We start from the raw sequence: 15,019 nt of genomic DNA, 5'->3' as shown, positions 1-15,019 counted from the left end.
ATCGCGACCTTGGTCCTCTCGCAGGTCTTCGGTGCAAGTCTCAATGGTAGTGACCACCGGTAGGACGCCGAATCGCCTCGGGATCGAAGGTATCGGGCAGCCAATAGCTGCCCCGATGGTCGGCGGTCATGTGGTCGTGAGCCAAGGCGTCACCGTGCCCGGATGCGATGTCGGCGATGCTGAACAGGGATTCGTTGCCGGGGGTGAAGTAGGAACTGTGATCTTTCAGAGGGATTGTCAGGCCTGGGGCTTCGGCTTTGAAGCGGGTGGACCCGTAGCCTTCCACGGCCGGGTCGGTGCCTAGGCCGACCGTGACCCCGGTGCCGGGTAGGTGGCCCTGCCCGACGCCGAGGTGGGTGATCGGGTCCGACGAGGCCGCGCCCACGTAGACGTGACCGCCCTCGGGTAGGTGGAAGTCGCCGGCGTTGCGGGCGAGGTCTGTTCCCGGGCATCCGACGAGAACGACGTCGTTGGCGTGCATGCCTGAGGCGGCCGCGGCGTCGGCAACGGTGGTGGATCCGTAAGAATGGCCGATCACGGTGACGTGGGAGCTTGGTATTTGGTGGGTGACGCCGAGCGCGTTGACATCGGCGGCGAGCAGGCCGCCGCCGTCTCTGGCGAGGGTGGTCTGCCCGATCTGGGGGTCCAGTGCGCTGTCGGGTGCGTGGTAACCCATCCACACCACCACCGAGTTGGATTTGGTGAGGTCGGCTTTGCGGACCTCGTCGTAGACGTGCAGTCCGTCGTCGTGGGTGAGGTATCCCTTGTTCACGCTGCTGCCGGTTCCCGGGACCAGGACGGTGGTGTTGTCGGCGGTGTCGGGGTTGCCGATGGCGATGGCTTCCCTGCCTCGGCCGTCGAAGGCCTCGGGATCGTAGGTCTGCAGGAACACGGGGTTCTTGCCGCCGTCGGAATCGTGCGTCAGGCCCTTCTTGGTCTGGGTGGCGTTGTTGTAGCGGGTGATGGCAGCCGGCGTCAGGCCGAATTGTTCGGGATGCCGGGTCACCTGATCAACCGAGACATGATGTTGCGACGCAGCCGTTTCCACACGGGCGAGGTCGTCGGCCATCACCTGCTGGTTGACCTTGTCCCGGCTAACGGTGTCGATGCCCCTGAGGTTGCCGAGCTCGGCCGGGTGTTGGGCGAGGAGTTGATCTCGCTGGGCTTGACTGAGCGAATCCCACCACCTCTTGGCGTCCTCGGGCTTGGTGTCGCGGGGTGGGATACGAATCTGTTCCGGCTCGTCCGCGTCCGCGGGCTCGATGGCGGTGGGGTCGTAACCATCGCTGCGCAGCGTGGCCAACGACTGCTGCAGGGTGCCGGAGTAGTTGCTGCGGATGGCCTTCAATTGGCCGAGCGCCGCTCGGGTGTCGCTGATGGCGTCCTCTTCACACGACCTGATGAACGTGTCCAGCGCGGCCCTGTCCGCCGCGCTCAAGCTGGGGTCCTTCTCCATCCGCACCGCTTGGCCGATCAGGTCGTCGAGCTTTTCCAGCGCGGCGTCCAGTGTGCTGATCTGCCCGGCGGCGGTCTTCTGCGCCTCGGCGAGCGAGGCGGCGATGTTCTCCAGGTCGGCACCGATCTTCGGCAATTGCAGCGACTGCGCACCCAGGGACTTCGCCGTGCGTTGGACTTGCGCGGAGTCGTTGATCGGGTGATCGCCGTTCTGATGGTTCCAGGCCGCATCGAAGCGGCTGCGGGCCTGGTTGAACGCGGCGTCGGATTCGGCGGTGCACCGGCCGGCCTGATGGAAGGCATTCGCCAGGTTCGATACCTGGGCTGGACTGCCCGCCTGCAGGCTCTGATTGATCGCCCACGGATCGCCGCCGGCTTCGGCGATCAGCGCGGCGACACTTATGTAGCGCAGCTGCATCCCACCGCCCGCATCACCATCAGCCTCACGCCGGCCACTCGGTCATTGTCGCTCAACCGGATGGGCAGCTGACGCCTGTTTCCGCGAATACGGCTCTTCACCAAGGCGCTACACGTCCCCCATCGGACCGAGCGCGTCGCGCACACGTCCGCGCGCCCGGTCGAGCCGGGCGGTGGCCTCGGTCGCGTCGACGCCGGTGAGCAGCGCGACGATCGCGGTCTTGGCGTGACCGCCCGCGGCGGCGAGCGCGGCGGCCGCGGTCTCCTCGTCGACGCCGGCCGCGTCGCGGACTATCCGCACCGCCCGGCGGCGCACCTTCGCGGTGGTCGCGAGCACGTCGACCATCCACGGTCCGTATGCCTTGCCAAGCGCGATCATCACGCTGGTCGACAGCGCGTTGAGCACCACCTTCTGTGCGGTGCCCGCGGCCAGCCGCGTCGAGCCGGCGAGCACCTCGGGGCCGGTCAGCAGCTCGATCATCACGTCGGCGGATGCCTCGCTGCCGGGGTTGTTGACGATCGCGACGGTCAGGGCGCCCACCCTGCGGGCGTGCTCGAGCGCCCCGAGCACATACGGCGTGCGGCCCGACGCCGTGATCCCGACGAGCGCGTCGGCGGCGGTCAGGTCGGCGAGGCCGGTGGGGTCAAACGCGTCTTCCGCGCCCTCGACGGCCTCGGTCAGCGCCGCCGCTCCGCCGGCGATCACGCCGCGCACCAGGTCGGTGCCGAACGTCGGTCCGCACTCGGCGGCGTCGAGCATCCCGAGCCGACCGGGCGTGCCGGAACCGGCGTGGAACAGGCGGCCGCCGCGCTCGAGCCGCGCGGCGATCGCCTCGGCCGCCGCCGCGATCCGCGGGACCGCCGCCACCACCGCGGCGTGCGCTTCGGCCTCGGCGCCCACCAGCAGCGCGACGACTTCGGCGATGGGCCGCGTGTCGAGGTCGTGAAGGTCGGGCCGCACCGCTTCAGTGGCCAGCGCATCGAGACCATGCAACACAACAGCTTTCGGGTCCGCCTGCACGCGAATCAGGTGCGGCTCGTGGATCGCCCCCAGCCGCAGCGCACCGTCGAGCGCATCGCCGGCGGCCGGGATGAGGTCGAGGTGCGCGCGCAGCGCCTGGGCTCCCGCCAGTCCGCCGACCATCGCCACCGGGCCGGCACCGGCCGCGCGAGCGGTCGCGGCCAGCGCCTCGGCGGCGGCGCCGACGATCGCCTGCGCGGCGGCGTCGCCGCTCGCGTCCAGGACATCGGGCGCGAAGGACGCGAGGTCGCGGGCGCCGGTCAGCTGCGCGGGCCAGGTCTCCGGCGCGCCGAAGCGGGCGCGCGCGGCGTCGAGCAGCGCGGTGGACGGGCCGCGGCCGTCGTGCGCCCGCAGCGCGGCGCGCAGCCCGGCGGCACCGATCCACGCGCCGCCGCCCTCGTCGCCCACCAGCGGCCCCCAGCCGTCGGCGGTGTGCAGCACGCCGTGCGCGTCGATCGCGAGCGCCACGACGCCGGTGCCCGCGACCAGAACCACGCCCGGCTCCCCGCCCAGCGCGCCCGCGTGCGCGATGACGGCGTCGCTGGTCACCGTGACGCGCTTCGCCCGCAGCGACGTCAGCAGCGCCTGCCCCAGCGCTCGCGCCGCGCCCGGCGCCGCGAGCGCCCCGGCGGCGCCCACGATCACCTCGTCGACCGGGCCGAAGTGTCGCGCGACAGCCAGGATCGATGCCTGCGCGGCCCGCGCGCCGCCCGGCGCCGCGAGCCCCGGCGCGCCCGCGCCCCCGGCCCGGCGGCCGTCTGCCAGCGCCCGGCACGACGTCTTGCCGAGGTCGACGGCGAGGATCACCGTTGCCGGCTTCGCCCCCGATGAGCCCCGGCTGCTTCGGGCGTTCGAGTCGACACGACTCATGCAACGCACCGTATCGGTTTCCGCCGTCCGGGCCCCGGCAGGCCGCAGCGCTTCGTATCGTGAACGTCGTGGACCCAGTCGCGTCCTGCCGGCACGACGGCGGACCCGAGCCGCTCAGCCGTCGCCGGCTGCTGAAGCTGGTCGGCGGCGCGGGGGCGGCGGCACTCGTGAGCGGGTGTGGCAAGCCGACGACTACCGCGTCCAGCGTCCCGCTCAGCGCGGCTTCGGCCGCGATGTTGTGCCGGGACGCCTGGGGCGCTCGTCCCGCCCGACCCGGCGGCAGGCCGCACACCATCACCCGCATGACCCTGCACCACGAGGCCGTCGTCCTGGGCGACAACCGCAATGCCCCGGGCCGTTTGCGTCAGGACCAGCGCTACCACCAGGACACGAAGGGGTGGGTCGACATCGCCTATCACGTCGGCGTCGACCGCGACGGCAACATCTACGAACTGCGAACCCCGCAGATCGCGGGTGACACCGCCACGGACTACGACCCGACGGGCCACTTCCTGGTCCTCTGCGAAGGAGACTTCGACCAGGAAGCCGTCTCGGAAGCCCAACTTCACGGTGCCGCCCTCGCGTTCGCCTGGGCCGCCCGAACATTCCACATCGCCACCGGCACCTTGGCGGGCCACCGCGACCTGGCCCAGACGTCTTGCCCGGGCGCGAACCTCTACGCTCACGTCTCCTCGGGTGACCTGCAGCGCCGGGTCGACGATCTGCTGGCCGGTGACACGGTAAACCTGCAGCGCATCTGTGGGCCGGAGGCGGCCGCCGTCGTCGCCGCCATCGAGGCCGGCTGAGGGTCGAACCCGTCGGCCCGGGCGGTCTCAGGGCCGACGCGCCACGATCACCGGGATCTTGGCCTTGGCGGCGACGGCCGCCCCGACCGACCCCAGTGTCACGCCCCTGAGCCGGCCGCAGCCGTGGCTGCCGACCACCAGCAGTTGCGCCAGTTCGGAGGCCTCGAGCAGCCGACGCGCCGGATCGCCGATCTCGATGCGGCGATGGATACCCACCTCGGGGTAGCGGTCGTGCCACCCCGCGAGCCGTTCGGCGAGCGTCTCTTCCTCCTCGGACAGCCGGGCGTCCCAGTTGCCGTCTTGGAACGGCCGCTTGGAGCCCGAAACCCAGGGATCCATCCAGGCGTGCAAAGCCACCAGGCCGACACCTCGGCGGGACGCTTGCTCGAAGGCGATCTCTGTCGCCTCCTCCGATGCCGGTGAGCCGTCGATGCCCACCAGCACCGGCGCTCGGGCACCGGTGCCGCTGCGGGCGTCCTGGTGGTGGATCACGGCGACCGGGCACTGCGCGTGGTAGACCAACGCCGAACTCACCGAGCCCAGCAGGCCGCGAGCCGACGCGCCGCCATGCCCCCGGCGGCCGACCACGACCGTGTCCACGCCGGAGGACATGTCGACGAGCGTCGGGATCAGGGCCGAACGAAGGACCTTGCTCTCGACGCGCACCGGACCGCACCCGTCGGTGCTGTCCCGGGCCACGTCGATCGCCGATTCGAGCATGCCGCGCGCCGGCCGTTTCCGTGATCCCCGCAAGCCCTCGAACCACGCCGGCAGCGGGGCGTCGACGACGTGCACGAGGGCGAGCGGCGCCTTGCGCAGCGCCGCGTCACGGGCCGCCCAGCGGACGGCGCCCAGGGCCGCTGCCGAGCCGTCGACGCCTACCAGGATCGCACCGCGCGGTGGTTGCCACATCTTCGTTCGCTTCTGATCGGCTACAGGCCACCCGAAGCATCGTCTGAAGGCCGGCGTGTGCGTCAGGGTCGAAGCGATGCAAGCCGAAGGACCAACGGCCCCGATCTCGGCGCCGGGATGTGACGCGGGGCTAGCGGTGGTGCGGCGGTTGCTCGTCGCGGAGTCGCCGTTCGTCCGACGCCTCGCGGACCTGCTCTTCGTCGCCGTAGCGCTCCGCGTCCTCGGGCGTGACGTGCGACCGCGGCGGCGTGGCCGGGGCGCGGCGGGGCGGTGGGGGATCGCTGGGCGGCATCGGGAAATTATCCCCGATTCCCGAAATACCTAAGGCTTATCTAAAAGGTCTAGATCATTCAGCAAGTATGGAATATGATTAACTGGCGGGTGTTCAGTTTGTCCGCCGCGGCGCCTGCCCGGACGCCGCGCGGGCACCCTGCCTCAACCGCCGGCAGCCGTTGCGGTCGATCTGTCCCGCCAGGAGCAGCGCACGTGGTCCGCAACCACCGCCGACTCCCCGACGACAGAAAGACCAGAAGACATGGCAACGCACTCTCAGAAACCGGGTATCCGCTGGATCGTGCCGTGGGTTGCGGCCGGTCCTCTCGTCCTGACGAACGCGCTGGCGCTAACCGCCCCTGCGCAGGCCGCCGCCACATGGATGGCCGGAGCGGTGAACGTCAGCTCGGCGAGCAACAAGACCACCGAGGCGTTCTTCTACACCAACGCCTATACGGAGTCCGACGCCGAGCAGCACGCGATGGCGAACTGCCGCGCGAAGTTCCCTGCCGGCTGTCAAATCGCGGGCAGCACCACGACGTGCATGGCTGTCGCGATCGGCACGGGCAGTGAATACGCCATCGCCTACGCCCCGACTGTCCAGGCGGCCCAGGTGTTGGCGGCGATGGAGATCCACAGCCGCGCCAGCCGGACCGGGGGCGGGTCGTGCAGCTGGGAATGAGCCACCCGCCCGAACTCGGGTAATCAACCCTGCTGTGCCTCAATGGGTTTCACTCGGCCCCGGCGGGCGTGGTCACCGTCGCCCGCGTCCCCCCGCCGATCGTCGACGTGACCTTCATCGAGCCGCCCATCGCATCGATGCGGGCCGCCAGCGACGCCAGCCCGATGTGCCCTTCGGCCACGCACCGGCGCAGGACGGCCGGATCGAACCCGATTCCGTCGTCGACGACGGTCAGCGTGAGGGCGTCACCCGCCCGCGCGAGGCACATCCGCACGGTGCTCGCCTGGGCGTGCTTGCGGGCGTTGGCGAGCAATTCGCGGGCCGCGCGGTAGAGCAGGGACTGTGACCGTGGCTGGCCGACCTCCTCGAGATCGGCCTCGATGGCGAAGTTTCCGCCGTGCTCATAGGCACGGATCAGCTCTCGAAGCGCGGCGGTCAGCCCCACCTCGGTGAGCACCTGCGGATGCAGCGCGGTGACGGTGCCGCGCAGCCGGGTAGCCGTGTCCTCGACCGCGCGGTAGATGGTGTCCAATTCCGGATCGCTGTGACGTTCGCGGACTTCGTCGAGCTCCAGACGCGCCGCCAACAGATCCTGCAGCGGTCCGTCGTGCAGTTGCTCGGCCAGCGCCCGGGCGTGGCGCTCGTCGGCGCGCATCGCCTCCGCGACGAGCGTGCGGCGCATGTCGAGCAGCGCCGCGACGCGCGCCGCGGCTCGCGTCAGGAAGTAACACAGGGCGGTCGTCGCGCCCGCCAACCAGAGGAGCAAACCGAAATGGGTGTACACCACCTTCGGCAGCTCGACCCTGTCGTCGCGCTTGGAGTAGACGAACCACACCCCCAGATAGCCGACCGCAGTGCAGATTCCGACGACGGCCGCCACCGCCGGACGGTCCTGGAACGCCACCGAGATCGGCAGCAGGAAGAACACCGGGAGCAACGCGACCGTCGCGCCGCCCGACACCACGCACAGCGCCACCACGGTGAGCACGTCGATGCCGGTGGACGCCCACCCGGCCCACGGGGGCACCGGCCCCCGCAGCACCACGAACACCCACACCAGGGCGGCGATGCTGTATGCGGTGAGGATCACCGCGTAGGCCAGCGGCAGCCAGTGCTCGACCTCCCATACCGAGACCAGCAGCACGATCAGCCCTATCAGCGGTAAGCGCAGAAAGGCCGACAGGCGCACGGGTTCGGCCGCAACGAAGTCGATGAGCCGGGCGAGCGGGCGGGCCATGCTATTCGAGCAGCCCGCGTCGCATCGCCGCCGCGACGGCCGCGGCCCGATCACCGACGCCCAGTTTCTCGTACAGCCGCTGAACGTGGGTCTTCACCGTGGACGGCGCCAGGTACAGCTCGGCCGCGATCGCGGGGACGCTGCGCCCCTGGGCGATGAAGTTCAGTACCTCCCGCTCGCGGGGGCTCAGCAGCGGCGCCTGAGCTTCGCCACGGCGGCGGATCTCGCCCGCGAGGCCGGCGGCGAGGTCCGCCGACACGACGTCTCGGCCGTTGGCGCAGTCGAGCACGCCCTCGACGATCTCGGCTTTGGTCGACTCCTTGGGCAGGAAGCCCGCCGCCCCCTCTTCCAGCGCATGGAAGACGATCGCCGACTCGTCGTGCGCCGACAGCAGCAGCACCCTGGTCGGCAGCTCGTCGCGGCGCACGGCGGCGGCCACCTTGGCCCCGTCCATCCCGGGCATCCGGTAATCCAGCAGGGCGACGTCGGGCACGTGGGTCTTGATCAACGCCAGCGCCGCGACCCCGTCTGCCGCCTCGGCGACCACGTCCACGACGCCGCTCGACGTCAGAGCGCGCACCAGCCCGTCGCGAAACAGCGGGTGGTCTTCGCCCACGACCACGCGCACCTTCTCGGCCGACGCACCGCCGAACATGCCGTTGAGTGTCGCACAGCGGTTTGCTGTCGGCTCCCCCGATCGGGGGACACGCGATTCATTCCCCGAAGGTCCGCTCGCCCGACAGACACCGCCGAACCGCGCCGGGATAGTCATTGCCGGGGGGTCAGACACCGCCAACCACACACAGGAGTGCCCCGGATGGGAGTCAACACCGCCTTCATCGCCGTCGTGCCCGTAGACCGTTCCGAATGGGTGTCACGGGCGCTCTGTCGCTCCACCGATCCCGACCGGCTCTTCGTCACCGGCAAGGCGCAACGGGACGCGACCGCCATTTGCCGGCACTGTCCCGTCGCCGTCGAGTGCCTCGCCGAGGCGCTCGACAACCGGGTCGAGTTCGGCGTCTGGGGTGGCATGACCGAGCGCCGGCGGCGTGCCTTGCTCAAGGAGCACTCCGAGGTGGCCTCCTGGTACGACGTCCTGGTCAGCAAGCGCAAACACCGCGACAACGACCAGCGACGTCACGCGTGATCGGCGATCCACGTGGTGGTGAAGCGCAGTAAGGCCGGAATGCTCTCGGCCAGGCTCGTGCCGATGGTCTTCTCGAACTTGCGCCCCACCAAGGGGATCTTGACCTCGACACGCACGGCGGAGCGCAGTTGCGAGCCGCTGCCCGCCGGTGCCAGCCAACTCTGGGCGCGCCCGGATCCCAGTCCGCCGGAAGCCGAGACGGTGATCTGCCCGCTGACCCGGCGGTCGCCGTCCGGTCGCCACGACTCGCTGTGCATGACCTTCACCTCGCCGGGGACGAGGTTGGCGATGAACCCGGGCAGCAACGCGCGGCTCAGGTGTTGGGTGGAGCGCACCGTCACCGTGCCGTCGGCGTCGGCGGTCAGCGAATCCAGCGTGATGGGCGCGGCGCTGGCCGCGATGCGCGCCATCCAGTAGTCCTCGCGGCCGAAGGCGGCATGAATCTGTTCGACGCTGGCGGGCGATTCGGTCAACACGTCGAATGAGCGCGGCATAGCAGGCCATTCTTGCAAAGCGCTGCGTCACGGCCGCTCGAAGTGCTGGTAGTCGACGGGCGTCGCCCAGCGGCCGCCCCACTGCCAGCCGTGGTCGGTGAAGGCGTGAACCGCGGGGTCCCCGTCGTGCAGCAGGCCCCCGTCGGTGCGGCCGCGGTCGAGGTAGGCGCCGGCATTGCGCGGTTCGAAGGCGCCGCCGGCGTAGACGCAGGGGTTCAGCAGGGGATTGAGGTCGATGGCCCGTCCGTAGGCGTGTTGGGACCACCGACGGCTGCCCGGGATGCCCCGGCAGTTGAACGCCGAGGTGTTGTCGTCCTCCATGGACAGCTCGTCGTCGGCGCCCGGGTAGTGGTCGGCCGTGCGGACCTTCTCGATGGGAAAGCCCAGTCGGTACAGCCGCTCGAAGACCGCGACGACCTCGCCCACCAGGTCTTCGTGCACGATCAGCTCGCCGCGGTGCGTCAGGCCGTCGAATCCGAGGTGGTCGACGACGACCCGCCTGAGCCGATCCGGTCCGACCGGGCAACCGGGCCGCCAGCTTGCGCCGAGTTCCGCGGCGGTGACCGGCTGAACCGTGGACGGCGTCGATGCCGCGGCCGGCGGCGGCGCCGGTGGTGCGGCCACCGGAGGCGGCGCGGCGCATTGCGCGACCAGGACACCGGCCAGCACCGCGCCCACCGCTGCGGCGAACCCGGGGACCCGCACCGCCCACCTCCGTCCCGTCCGACAACGTCAGTAGCGACGCTATCGCTGTCCTACCCTTGCGATATGCCGCTTGTGACCTCCGCGCTCGGCAAGCCGTGGGTGCGCAGGGCGCTCGTCGTCGCCGCGGTGCTGCTGGCGATCGCCGCCACTTCGGTCCGCGGCCACCACACGGGGCAGGTCGCGCACCCGGCGCAGCCGGCGCCTCCGGCGGCCGCGCCGCCCGCCCCGACGGACCCCGAGCCGCCGGCCGCGGCTGCCTCACCCGCCTTCGCGACGGTCTCGAAGCTGGTCAACGATGCGGTCGCGGCGGGCAGGCTGCCGGGGGCCGTGGTCGGCGTCGGGCATGGCGGCAGGGTGGTCTTCCACCAGGCGTACGGCTTACGCACGCTCGCGGGCGACCCGGGGCTGGACGGATCGCCCGCGCCGGCGGAACCGATGACCGAGGACACGGTCTTCGACATGGCCTCGCTGACGAAGAGCCTCGCCACGGCGACCGCCGTGATGCAGCTCTACGAACAGGGCAAGGTCGGATTCGACGATCCCGTCCAGAAATATCTCCCGGACTTCAACACGGCGAACGACCCGCAGCGGGCGATGGTCACGGTCCGCATGTTGCTCACGAACACCTCGGGCGAAGGGATCGACGTCAGCCTCGCCGACCCGTGGGGACTCGACGGCCCCGACAAACCGGAGGGCATCCGTCGGGCGCTCGGCATGCCGCTGCAGTCGGGTCCCGGTGAGACCTTCCGCTACTCCGACATCAATTACATGCTGCTCGGCGCGCTGCTGGAAAAGGTCAGCGGCGAATCCGAGGACGTCTTCGTCCAGCGCAACGTGTTCGGGCCGCTCGGCATGAACGACACCCGATACCTTCCTGCGGCCAAAGCGTGCGGTCCGCACACCACCCGGGGGGCCGCGATCGCCTGGGCTCCCGCGGGGACGCAGGCCGTCGCCTGTCCGGCCGACGGGTGGAGCACCGCGGTGTTGCCGCGCGTCGCACCGACGGCCATCGACGAGCAGAGCAGCGCCACCCCTGCCGACAATCCCGATTTCGGGTACCTGCTCCGGGGCACCGTGCACGACCCGACGGCGCGCCGCATGGGGGGAGTGGCCGGCAACGCCGGGGTGTTCTCCACGGCGCACGACGTCGGCGTCTACGCCCAGGCGCTGCTCGACCGTCTCGCGGACCGCCCGAGCAGGTTTCCGCTGCGCCGCGCGACGGTGGAGATGATGACGACTCCGCAGCAACCCGGGCACACCCCCCAACAGGTCGGCGCCGCCAACGTCGCCGCCCGGCGCGCCGCCGCTCCGCACTACCCCTCGATCGAGGGACAGGACCTGTTCGGCTTCGGCTGGGACATCGACACGGCCTATTCGCGGCCGCGGGGCACCGTGTTTCCCGTGGGAAGCTTCGGCGCCACGGGTTTCACCGGAACCACGCTGTGGATCGACCCCGGCTCCGACACGTACGTGGTCCTGCTCTCGAACTCCATCCTCGTTCGGGGCAGTCCACCGATCTCCGATCTGCGGGGCGAAGTCGCCACGGCGGCGGCCCGGGCGCTGGGGCTGCGCTGCTGCGGCTGAGCCCATCGACGACGACCCCGACCGACGCGGCGGGCACGGCCCCGTTCCGCGGGGCCCGATGTGGGTAAGTCAGACCCATGAGCATCGACACGAAGGACTCGAGTACTCGCGCGCGAACCCGGCTGTCCGAACAACAACGGACGTGGCTCGGCCGGGCGTCGCGCCGCGAAGTCAACGGGTGGCTGCACGTCGTCGTCAACGGGGCCCCGGCAGCCCGCGGATTCCAATACGGGTACCTCGTCGCCGACGAGTACGCCGAGTCCATCCGTGTTTATCGGGAGATGACCCGCCAGCACATCGGCATGGGCTACGACTTCTTCGTGGACATGGCGCGCGAGCTGCACGCCGACAAGGTCCCGGACGAACTGCGCGCGGAGATGGAGGGCATCGCCGCCGGACTGACCGCGGCGGGTGTCCCGGCGACATTCGAAGATGTGCTGGGCCTCAACGACTGGATGGAACTCACCGCATACTGGTGGCCCAAACGGGCCGGTCGGTACAGCGCCCTGGCGCCGACAGGCGGCCAGGGTTCGCACTGCAGCGCCTTCGTCGCAGCGGGCAGCGCGACGCTCGACGGGTCCGTCGTCATGGGACACACCAGTTTCACCGACTTCTGGCAGGGCCAATTCGAGAACGTGATCTTGGACCTCACACCTGAGGACGGCAACCGGATGGTCATGCAGACCGCGCCGGGTTGGGTCGCCAGCATGACCGATTTCTGGCTGACCGGTGCGGGGCTGGCCATCACGGAGACGACGATCGCCGGCTACGAGGGGTCCAAGGGTTATGACGAGACCCGCGTCCCGGAGTTCGTGCGGGCGCGAACGGCCGCTCAGTACGCGAGCGATATCGACCAGTGGGTGGAGATCCTCAACACCGACAACAACGGCGGATACGCCGATTCGTGGTTGATCGCCGACGTGAAGACCGGTGAGATCGCCCGCTACGAACAGGGCCTGCTCTACCAGAGCCTCGAGAGGAAGTCGGACGGCTACTACTCGGGTGACAATGCCCCGGTGGACCCGCGGATCCGCAATCTGGAGTGCCGCGCGACGGGCTTCAGCGACATTCGGCTGCCCACCGGTGGGCGCCGCGTCCGCTGGCACCAGCTGCTCTCCGAGTACGACGGCGTCATCGACACCGGGGTCGCCCAGCGCATGCTCGGGGACACCTACGACGCCTACCTGGGCTACGTGCACCCGTCTTCGCGGACCATCTGCGGGTACTCGGATGTCGACCCGTGCCAGTTCAGCGGGCTGGTACCGTTCACGCCGTTCGGGTCGGTGGACGGCAAGGTCGTCACCGCCGCCGACGTCGAGTCGATGAGCCTGTGGGCGAGGTTCGGGCGGGCCGACGGCGTGGAGTTCATCGCCGAGGATTTCCTCCGGATGCACCCGCAGTGGGATTGGCAACGGGGCTGCCTGAAGGATCGGCCCCACCAGCCGTGGACCTACATCCGGCCGGACGGGCTTTGCCAACCGAACGACCGTTGTTAGCCGGGCGGGCCCTCGACGTCGAGCACCCGCAGGGGGTGCAGACCGTCCACGGCGCCGACGAACGGCGGGTGGATGCTGTAACCGAGCATGCGGCGGATGTCGTCGGAGACCGCGCGGGCGGTGTCGCGCGACACCGACAGGGTGAAGGCCTCCATCGGTCGCAGCCAGGGTTGGCAGTACTGCGCGGTGACGGCGAGGCGGTCGTGGCCGCTGTTGTTGGCGCCGCCGCCGTGCCAGAGGGTGCCGACGAAGAAGACGCATGAGCCGGCGGGCATGACGACGGGCAGCGCACGGTCCTCGGGGCCGGGCCGGCGCTTGCCCCACACGTGGCTGCCGGGAAACAGGACCGTTGCGCCGTTATCGGCGGTGAAGTCGTCGATCGCCCAGATCGTTGCCGCCGCCAACGGTGCCCGCGGCCGCGGGACCGGATAGAAACCGTCGTCGTGATGGGCCAGCTGCGCGGCCTCATTCGGCTGAATGTTGATGGCCTGCAACGCCGAAAGCAGATAGTTGGGCATCAGCAACCGGTCGAGTACGGCCAGCACCCGCGGATGGTCGACCAGCCGGTCGCACACCCGCGTCCTGCTCAGCACGCTGTAGACGCGCTGGGTGCGCCGGCCCTCGAACGAGTTGCGCCCGGTGTGCCCGAGCCACGGCCGCACGGTTTCGCGGATCTGCCGGCACTCCTCGGTGCCCAGCAGGTTCTCCCAGACGACGTAGCCGTCGCGGTCGAGGGCCGCCATGTCGGCCTCGACGGTCGCATTGTCAACCGAGCTACCGGCGCTCGGTGTCCACCTGTATCGCTGCGCCAGGTCGCCCCGCAGGTCCTCGAGCGTCGTGACGGACTCGTCGTCGTTGTCCATGGGTCTGGTCCTTCTCCCGCCGGCCACTGCCCACAGTAAGCTTCGCCCGGCTGAACTCACAGGCACCGTGCCGAAAGCGGCGGGCGCGCCGCGCCGCGCCTTGACCGCAACCGCCTGGCAAGCGACGCGAATCCTGTTGGCAATGTTGGGCTTTGCCGCCGCCGCCGCCGTCGCCGGCGCCGCGGGTTGCCGGCGGACTACCTGGGCACGTCCGGGCAGTAAGCGCCGATCGCGGCCTGCGCCAGGTGCTCGGCGTCGTCGTAGGTGAATTTCGGGGACCATGGATTCCCGGCCACGACGTCGTTGTTCTCCTCGGTCAAGATGGTGCTCACCGTCGCGGCGAGCGGCTGCGGCTTCGGCGGCAGCAGGGTGAAACAGGTGTGGTGGCCGAACTCCATGAACCGCTGCCGCACCGATTCCGTGCCGTTGTCCGCGATCCCGTACGACGCCAGAGCGGCCAGGAACCTGTTGTCCGGTGCGTCGGCGGGATTCGGCGTCTTGGGTGTCGCGGTGACCGTCAGTGTCTGGGGGGCGGGCGACGACGCGGTCCTGTCGCGCAGCGAGTAGGCGGCCAGCAGGCCGAGGCCGAACAACGCGATCAGCGCGACGGGCGCGGCCATCAGCAGGGCCCCGAGCGGCCTTGACCAGGCCGAACGGGGCCGCACCGGCGCTGGATGGTGCGTCGGAACGACGGGCGCTCCACTATCGTCGACAGTCATCGCTGTCTCCTTTTACCCCCGGGTGGCCTGCGAGGAGGGCTCGCGGACCGATGGCGCCACCTCAGCATCTTTGCAATCGAACTCGGGTGGCGGGTGGAAATGCCAAGGTTGCCTCACGTGATGCACACGTTCGAAAACAGCAGAACCGGCCACGAGACGATCGATCCCGGAAACGACACCACCGGGTCGGCGCCCCGCAGGCGCACCGAAAACGATTGCCATGCCGAGCAATTCGGCAATAGACAGCTGGTAGCTGAGTACCTCGCGCAGCTTGGTGAGCATCCCCGATATGTTAACCCCTGGGGCTTACGCCTTTCCACGTCACGAACAGTTTGTCG

The 15,019-nt window shown here is 70.1% G+C and carries 16 protein-coding genes and 1 pseudogene; 5 read left to right on the top strand and 12 right to left on the bottom strand.

The window, feature by feature from the left end; genetic code table 11:
- Nucleotides 1-40: 40 nt before the first annotated feature.
- The 3 genes and pseudogenes from G6N48_RS12655 to G6N48_RS28910 form a co-directional block, all read right to left on the bottom strand.
- The gene (locus tag G6N48_RS12655; protein WP_085267844.1) at nucleotides 41-1,873 is read right to left on the bottom strand and encodes a putative alpha/beta hydrolase; all 1,833 of its coding nucleotides are present in this window, start codon (nucleotides 1,871-1,873) and stop codon (nucleotides 41-43) included.
- Between the two features lie 108 nt (nucleotides 1,874-1,981).
- Nucleotides 1,982-2,866 (bottom strand): N-acetylmuramic acid 6-phosphate etherase, encoded by an 885-nt coding sequence (locus tag G6N48_RS28915; protein ID WP_372511313.1) that lies wholly within the window; start codon nucleotides 2,864-2,866, stop codon nucleotides 1,982-1,984.
- Nucleotides 2,867-2,983: 117 nt separating this feature from the next.
- A pseudogene (locus G6N48_RS28910) lies at nucleotides 2,984-3,763 on the bottom strand (BadF/BadG/BcrA/BcrD ATPase family protein); the annotation flags it as partial.
- Nucleotides 3,764-3,831: 68 nt separating this feature from the next.
- Here G6N48_RS28910 and G6N48_RS12645 point away from each other — a divergent pair.
- Nucleotides 3,832-4,569 (top strand): N-acetylmuramoyl-L-alanine amidase, encoded by a 738-nt coding sequence (locus G6N48_RS12645; protein ID WP_232066611.1) that lies wholly within the window; start codon nucleotides 3,832-3,834, stop codon nucleotides 4,567-4,569.
- 27 nt (nucleotides 4,570-4,596) lie between these two features.
- On the opposite strand, the gene G6N48_RS12640 is transcribed toward G6N48_RS12645, so the two are convergent.
- Both G6N48_RS12640 and G6N48_RS27700 read right to left on the bottom strand, forming a co-directional pair.
- Nucleotides 4,597-5,481, bottom strand: a complete 885-nt coding sequence (locus G6N48_RS12640) for a universal stress protein (RefSeq protein WP_085267846.1) — start codon at nucleotides 5,479-5,481, stop codon at nucleotides 4,597-4,599.
- Nucleotides 5,482-5,611: 130 nt separating this feature from the next.
- On the bottom strand, nucleotides 5,612-5,773 hold the full coding sequence (locus G6N48_RS27700; protein ID WP_169718424.1) for a hypothetical protein: 162 nt from the start codon (nucleotides 5,771-5,773) through the stop codon (nucleotides 5,612-5,614).
- 243 nt (nucleotides 5,774-6,016) lie between these two features.
- On the opposite strand from G6N48_RS27700, the gene G6N48_RS12635 reads away from it, so the two are divergent.
- Nucleotides 6,017-6,436 carry a DUF4189 domain-containing protein gene (locus G6N48_RS12635; protein WP_085267847.1) on the top strand — a complete coding sequence of 140 codons (420 nt, stop codon included), beginning with the start codon at nucleotides 6,017-6,019 and terminating at the stop codon, nucleotides 6,434-6,436.
- A gap of 49 nt (nucleotides 6,437-6,485) precedes the next feature.
- Here the strand turns inward: G6N48_RS12635 and G6N48_RS12630 are convergent, their stop codons facing one another.
- Together G6N48_RS12630 and G6N48_RS12625 are read right to left on the bottom strand one after the other, a co-directional pair.
- A complete protein-coding gene (locus G6N48_RS12630; RefSeq protein ID WP_085267848.1) occupies nucleotides 6,486-7,673 on the bottom strand; it encodes a sensor histidine kinase in 1,188 nt (395 codons plus the stop codon).
- 1 nt (nucleotide 7,674) lies between these two features.
- On the bottom strand, nucleotides 7,675-8,328 hold the full coding sequence (locus G6N48_RS12625; RefSeq protein WP_085267849.1) for a response regulator: 654 nt from the start codon (nucleotides 8,326-8,328) through the stop codon (nucleotides 7,675-7,677).
- A 162-nt stretch (nucleotides 8,329-8,490) separates the two neighbouring features.
- Here G6N48_RS12625 and G6N48_RS12620 point away from each other — a divergent pair, with 162 nt between their 5' ends.
- Nucleotides 8,491-8,820, top strand: coding sequence for a WhiB family transcriptional regulator (locus G6N48_RS12620; protein ID WP_085267850.1), 330 nt, complete (start codon nucleotides 8,491-8,493; stop codon nucleotides 8,818-8,820).
- On the opposite strand, the gene G6N48_RS12615 is transcribed toward G6N48_RS12620, so the two are convergent.
- Both G6N48_RS12615 and G6N48_RS12610 read right to left on the bottom strand, forming a co-directional pair.
- A complete protein-coding gene (locus G6N48_RS12615) occupies nucleotides 8,811-9,314 on the bottom strand; it encodes a DUF2505 domain-containing protein (RefSeq protein WP_085267851.1) in 504 nt (167 codons plus the stop codon). The genes G6N48_RS12620 and G6N48_RS12615 overlap by 10 nt on opposite strands.
- Nucleotides 9,315-9,341: 27 nt before the next feature.
- A complete protein-coding gene (locus G6N48_RS12610) occupies nucleotides 9,342-10,019 on the bottom strand; it encodes a M15 family metallopeptidase (RefSeq protein ID WP_085267852.1) in 678 nt (225 codons plus the stop codon).
- 63 nt (nucleotides 10,020-10,082) lie between these two features.
- Between G6N48_RS12610 and G6N48_RS12605 the strand changes: the two genes are divergently transcribed.
- Together G6N48_RS12605 and G6N48_RS12600 are read left to right on the top strand one after the other, a co-directional pair.
- A complete protein-coding gene (locus G6N48_RS12605) occupies nucleotides 10,083-11,603 on the top strand; it encodes a serine hydrolase domain-containing protein (RefSeq protein ID WP_085267853.1) in 1,521 nt (506 codons plus the stop codon).
- A gap of 77 nt (nucleotides 11,604-11,680) precedes the next feature.
- Nucleotides 11,681-13,099 (top strand): C45 family autoproteolytic acyltransferase/hydolase, encoded by a 1,419-nt coding sequence (locus G6N48_RS12600; RefSeq protein ID WP_085267854.1) that lies wholly within the window; start codon nucleotides 11,681-11,683, stop codon nucleotides 13,097-13,099.
- Here the strand turns inward: G6N48_RS12600 and G6N48_RS12595 are convergent.
- The 3 genes from G6N48_RS12595 to G6N48_RS12585 form a co-directional block, all read right to left on the bottom strand.
- Nucleotides 13,096-13,962, bottom strand: coding sequence for a phytanoyl-CoA dioxygenase family protein (locus G6N48_RS12595; protein ID WP_085267855.1), 867 nt, complete (start codon nucleotides 13,960-13,962; stop codon nucleotides 13,096-13,098). The genes G6N48_RS12600 and G6N48_RS12595 overlap by 4 nt on opposite strands.
- A 197-nt stretch (nucleotides 13,963-14,159) precedes the next feature.
- The gene (locus tag G6N48_RS12590; RefSeq protein ID WP_085267856.1) at nucleotides 14,160-14,681 is read right to left on the bottom strand and encodes a DUF732 domain-containing protein; all 522 of its coding nucleotides are present in this window, start codon (nucleotides 14,679-14,681) and stop codon (nucleotides 14,160-14,162) included.
- A gap of 12 nt (nucleotides 14,682-14,693) precedes the next feature.
- Complete coding sequence (locus G6N48_RS12585) at nucleotides 14,694-14,963, bottom strand: hypothetical protein (RefSeq protein WP_163670747.1); 270 nt, start codon at nucleotides 14,961-14,963, stop codon at nucleotides 14,694-14,696.
- Nucleotides 14,964-15,019 lie beyond the last annotated feature (56 nt).

It is taken from the genome of Mycobacterium parmense, from assembly GCF_010730575.1.
Lineage (GTDB): Bacteria > Actinomycetota > Actinomycetes > Mycobacteriales > Mycobacteriaceae > Mycobacterium > Mycobacterium parmense.
Note: the sequence above shows the minus strand (reverse complement) of the source record. Positions and strands in the feature narration are given on the sequence as shown.

Bases quoted from the DNA above. Each gene is read 5' to 3' on its own strand.
- G6N48_RS12600 (WP_085267854.1), top strand. From the start codon at position 11,681: ATGAGCATCGACACGAAGGACTCGAGTACTCGCGCGCGAACCCGGCTG.
- G6N48_RS12625 (WP_085267849.1), bottom strand. From the start codon at position 8,328: ATGTTCGGCGGTGCGTCGGCCGAGAAGGTGCGCGTGGTCGTGGGCGAA.
- G6N48_RS12640 (WP_085267846.1), bottom strand. From the start codon at position 5,481: ATGTGGCAACCACCGCGCGGTGCGATCCTGGTAGGCGTCGACGGCTCG.
- G6N48_RS12635 (WP_085267847.1), top strand. From the start codon at position 6,017: ATGGCAACGCACTCTCAGAAACCGGGTATCCGCTGGATCGTGCCGTGG.
- G6N48_RS12605 (WP_085267853.1), top strand. From the start codon at position 10,083: ATGCCGCTTGTGACCTCCGCGCTCGGCAAGCCGTGGGTGCGCAGGGCG.
- G6N48_RS12630 (WP_085267848.1), bottom strand. From the start codon at position 7,673: ATGGCCCGCCCGCTCGCCCGGCTCATCGACTTCGTTGCGGCCGAACCC.
- G6N48_RS12620 (WP_085267850.1), top strand. From the start codon at position 8,491: ATGGGAGTCAACACCGCCTTCATCGCCGTCGTGCCCGTAGACCGTTCC.
- G6N48_RS12615 (WP_085267851.1), bottom strand. From the start codon at position 9,314: ATGCCGCGCTCATTCGACGTGTTGACCGAATCGCCCGCCAGCGTCGAA.
- G6N48_RS12585 (WP_163670747.1), bottom strand. From the start codon at position 14,963: ATGCTCACCAAGCTGCGCGAGGTACTCAGCTACCAGCTGTCTATTGCC.
- G6N48_RS12590 (WP_085267856.1), bottom strand. From the start codon at position 14,681: ATGACTGTCGACGATAGTGGAGCGCCCGTCGTTCCGACGCACCATCCA.
- G6N48_RS27700 (WP_169718424.1), bottom strand. From the start codon at position 5,773: ATGCCGCCCAGCGATCCCCCACCGCCCCGCCGCGCCCCGGCCACGCCG.
- G6N48_RS12595 (WP_085267855.1), bottom strand. From the start codon at position 13,962: ATGGACAACGACGACGAGTCCGTCACGACGCTCGAGGACCTGCGGGGC.
- G6N48_RS12655 (WP_085267844.1), bottom strand. From the start codon at position 1,873: ATGCAGCTGCGCTACATAAGTGTCGCCGCGCTGATCGCCGAAGCCGGC.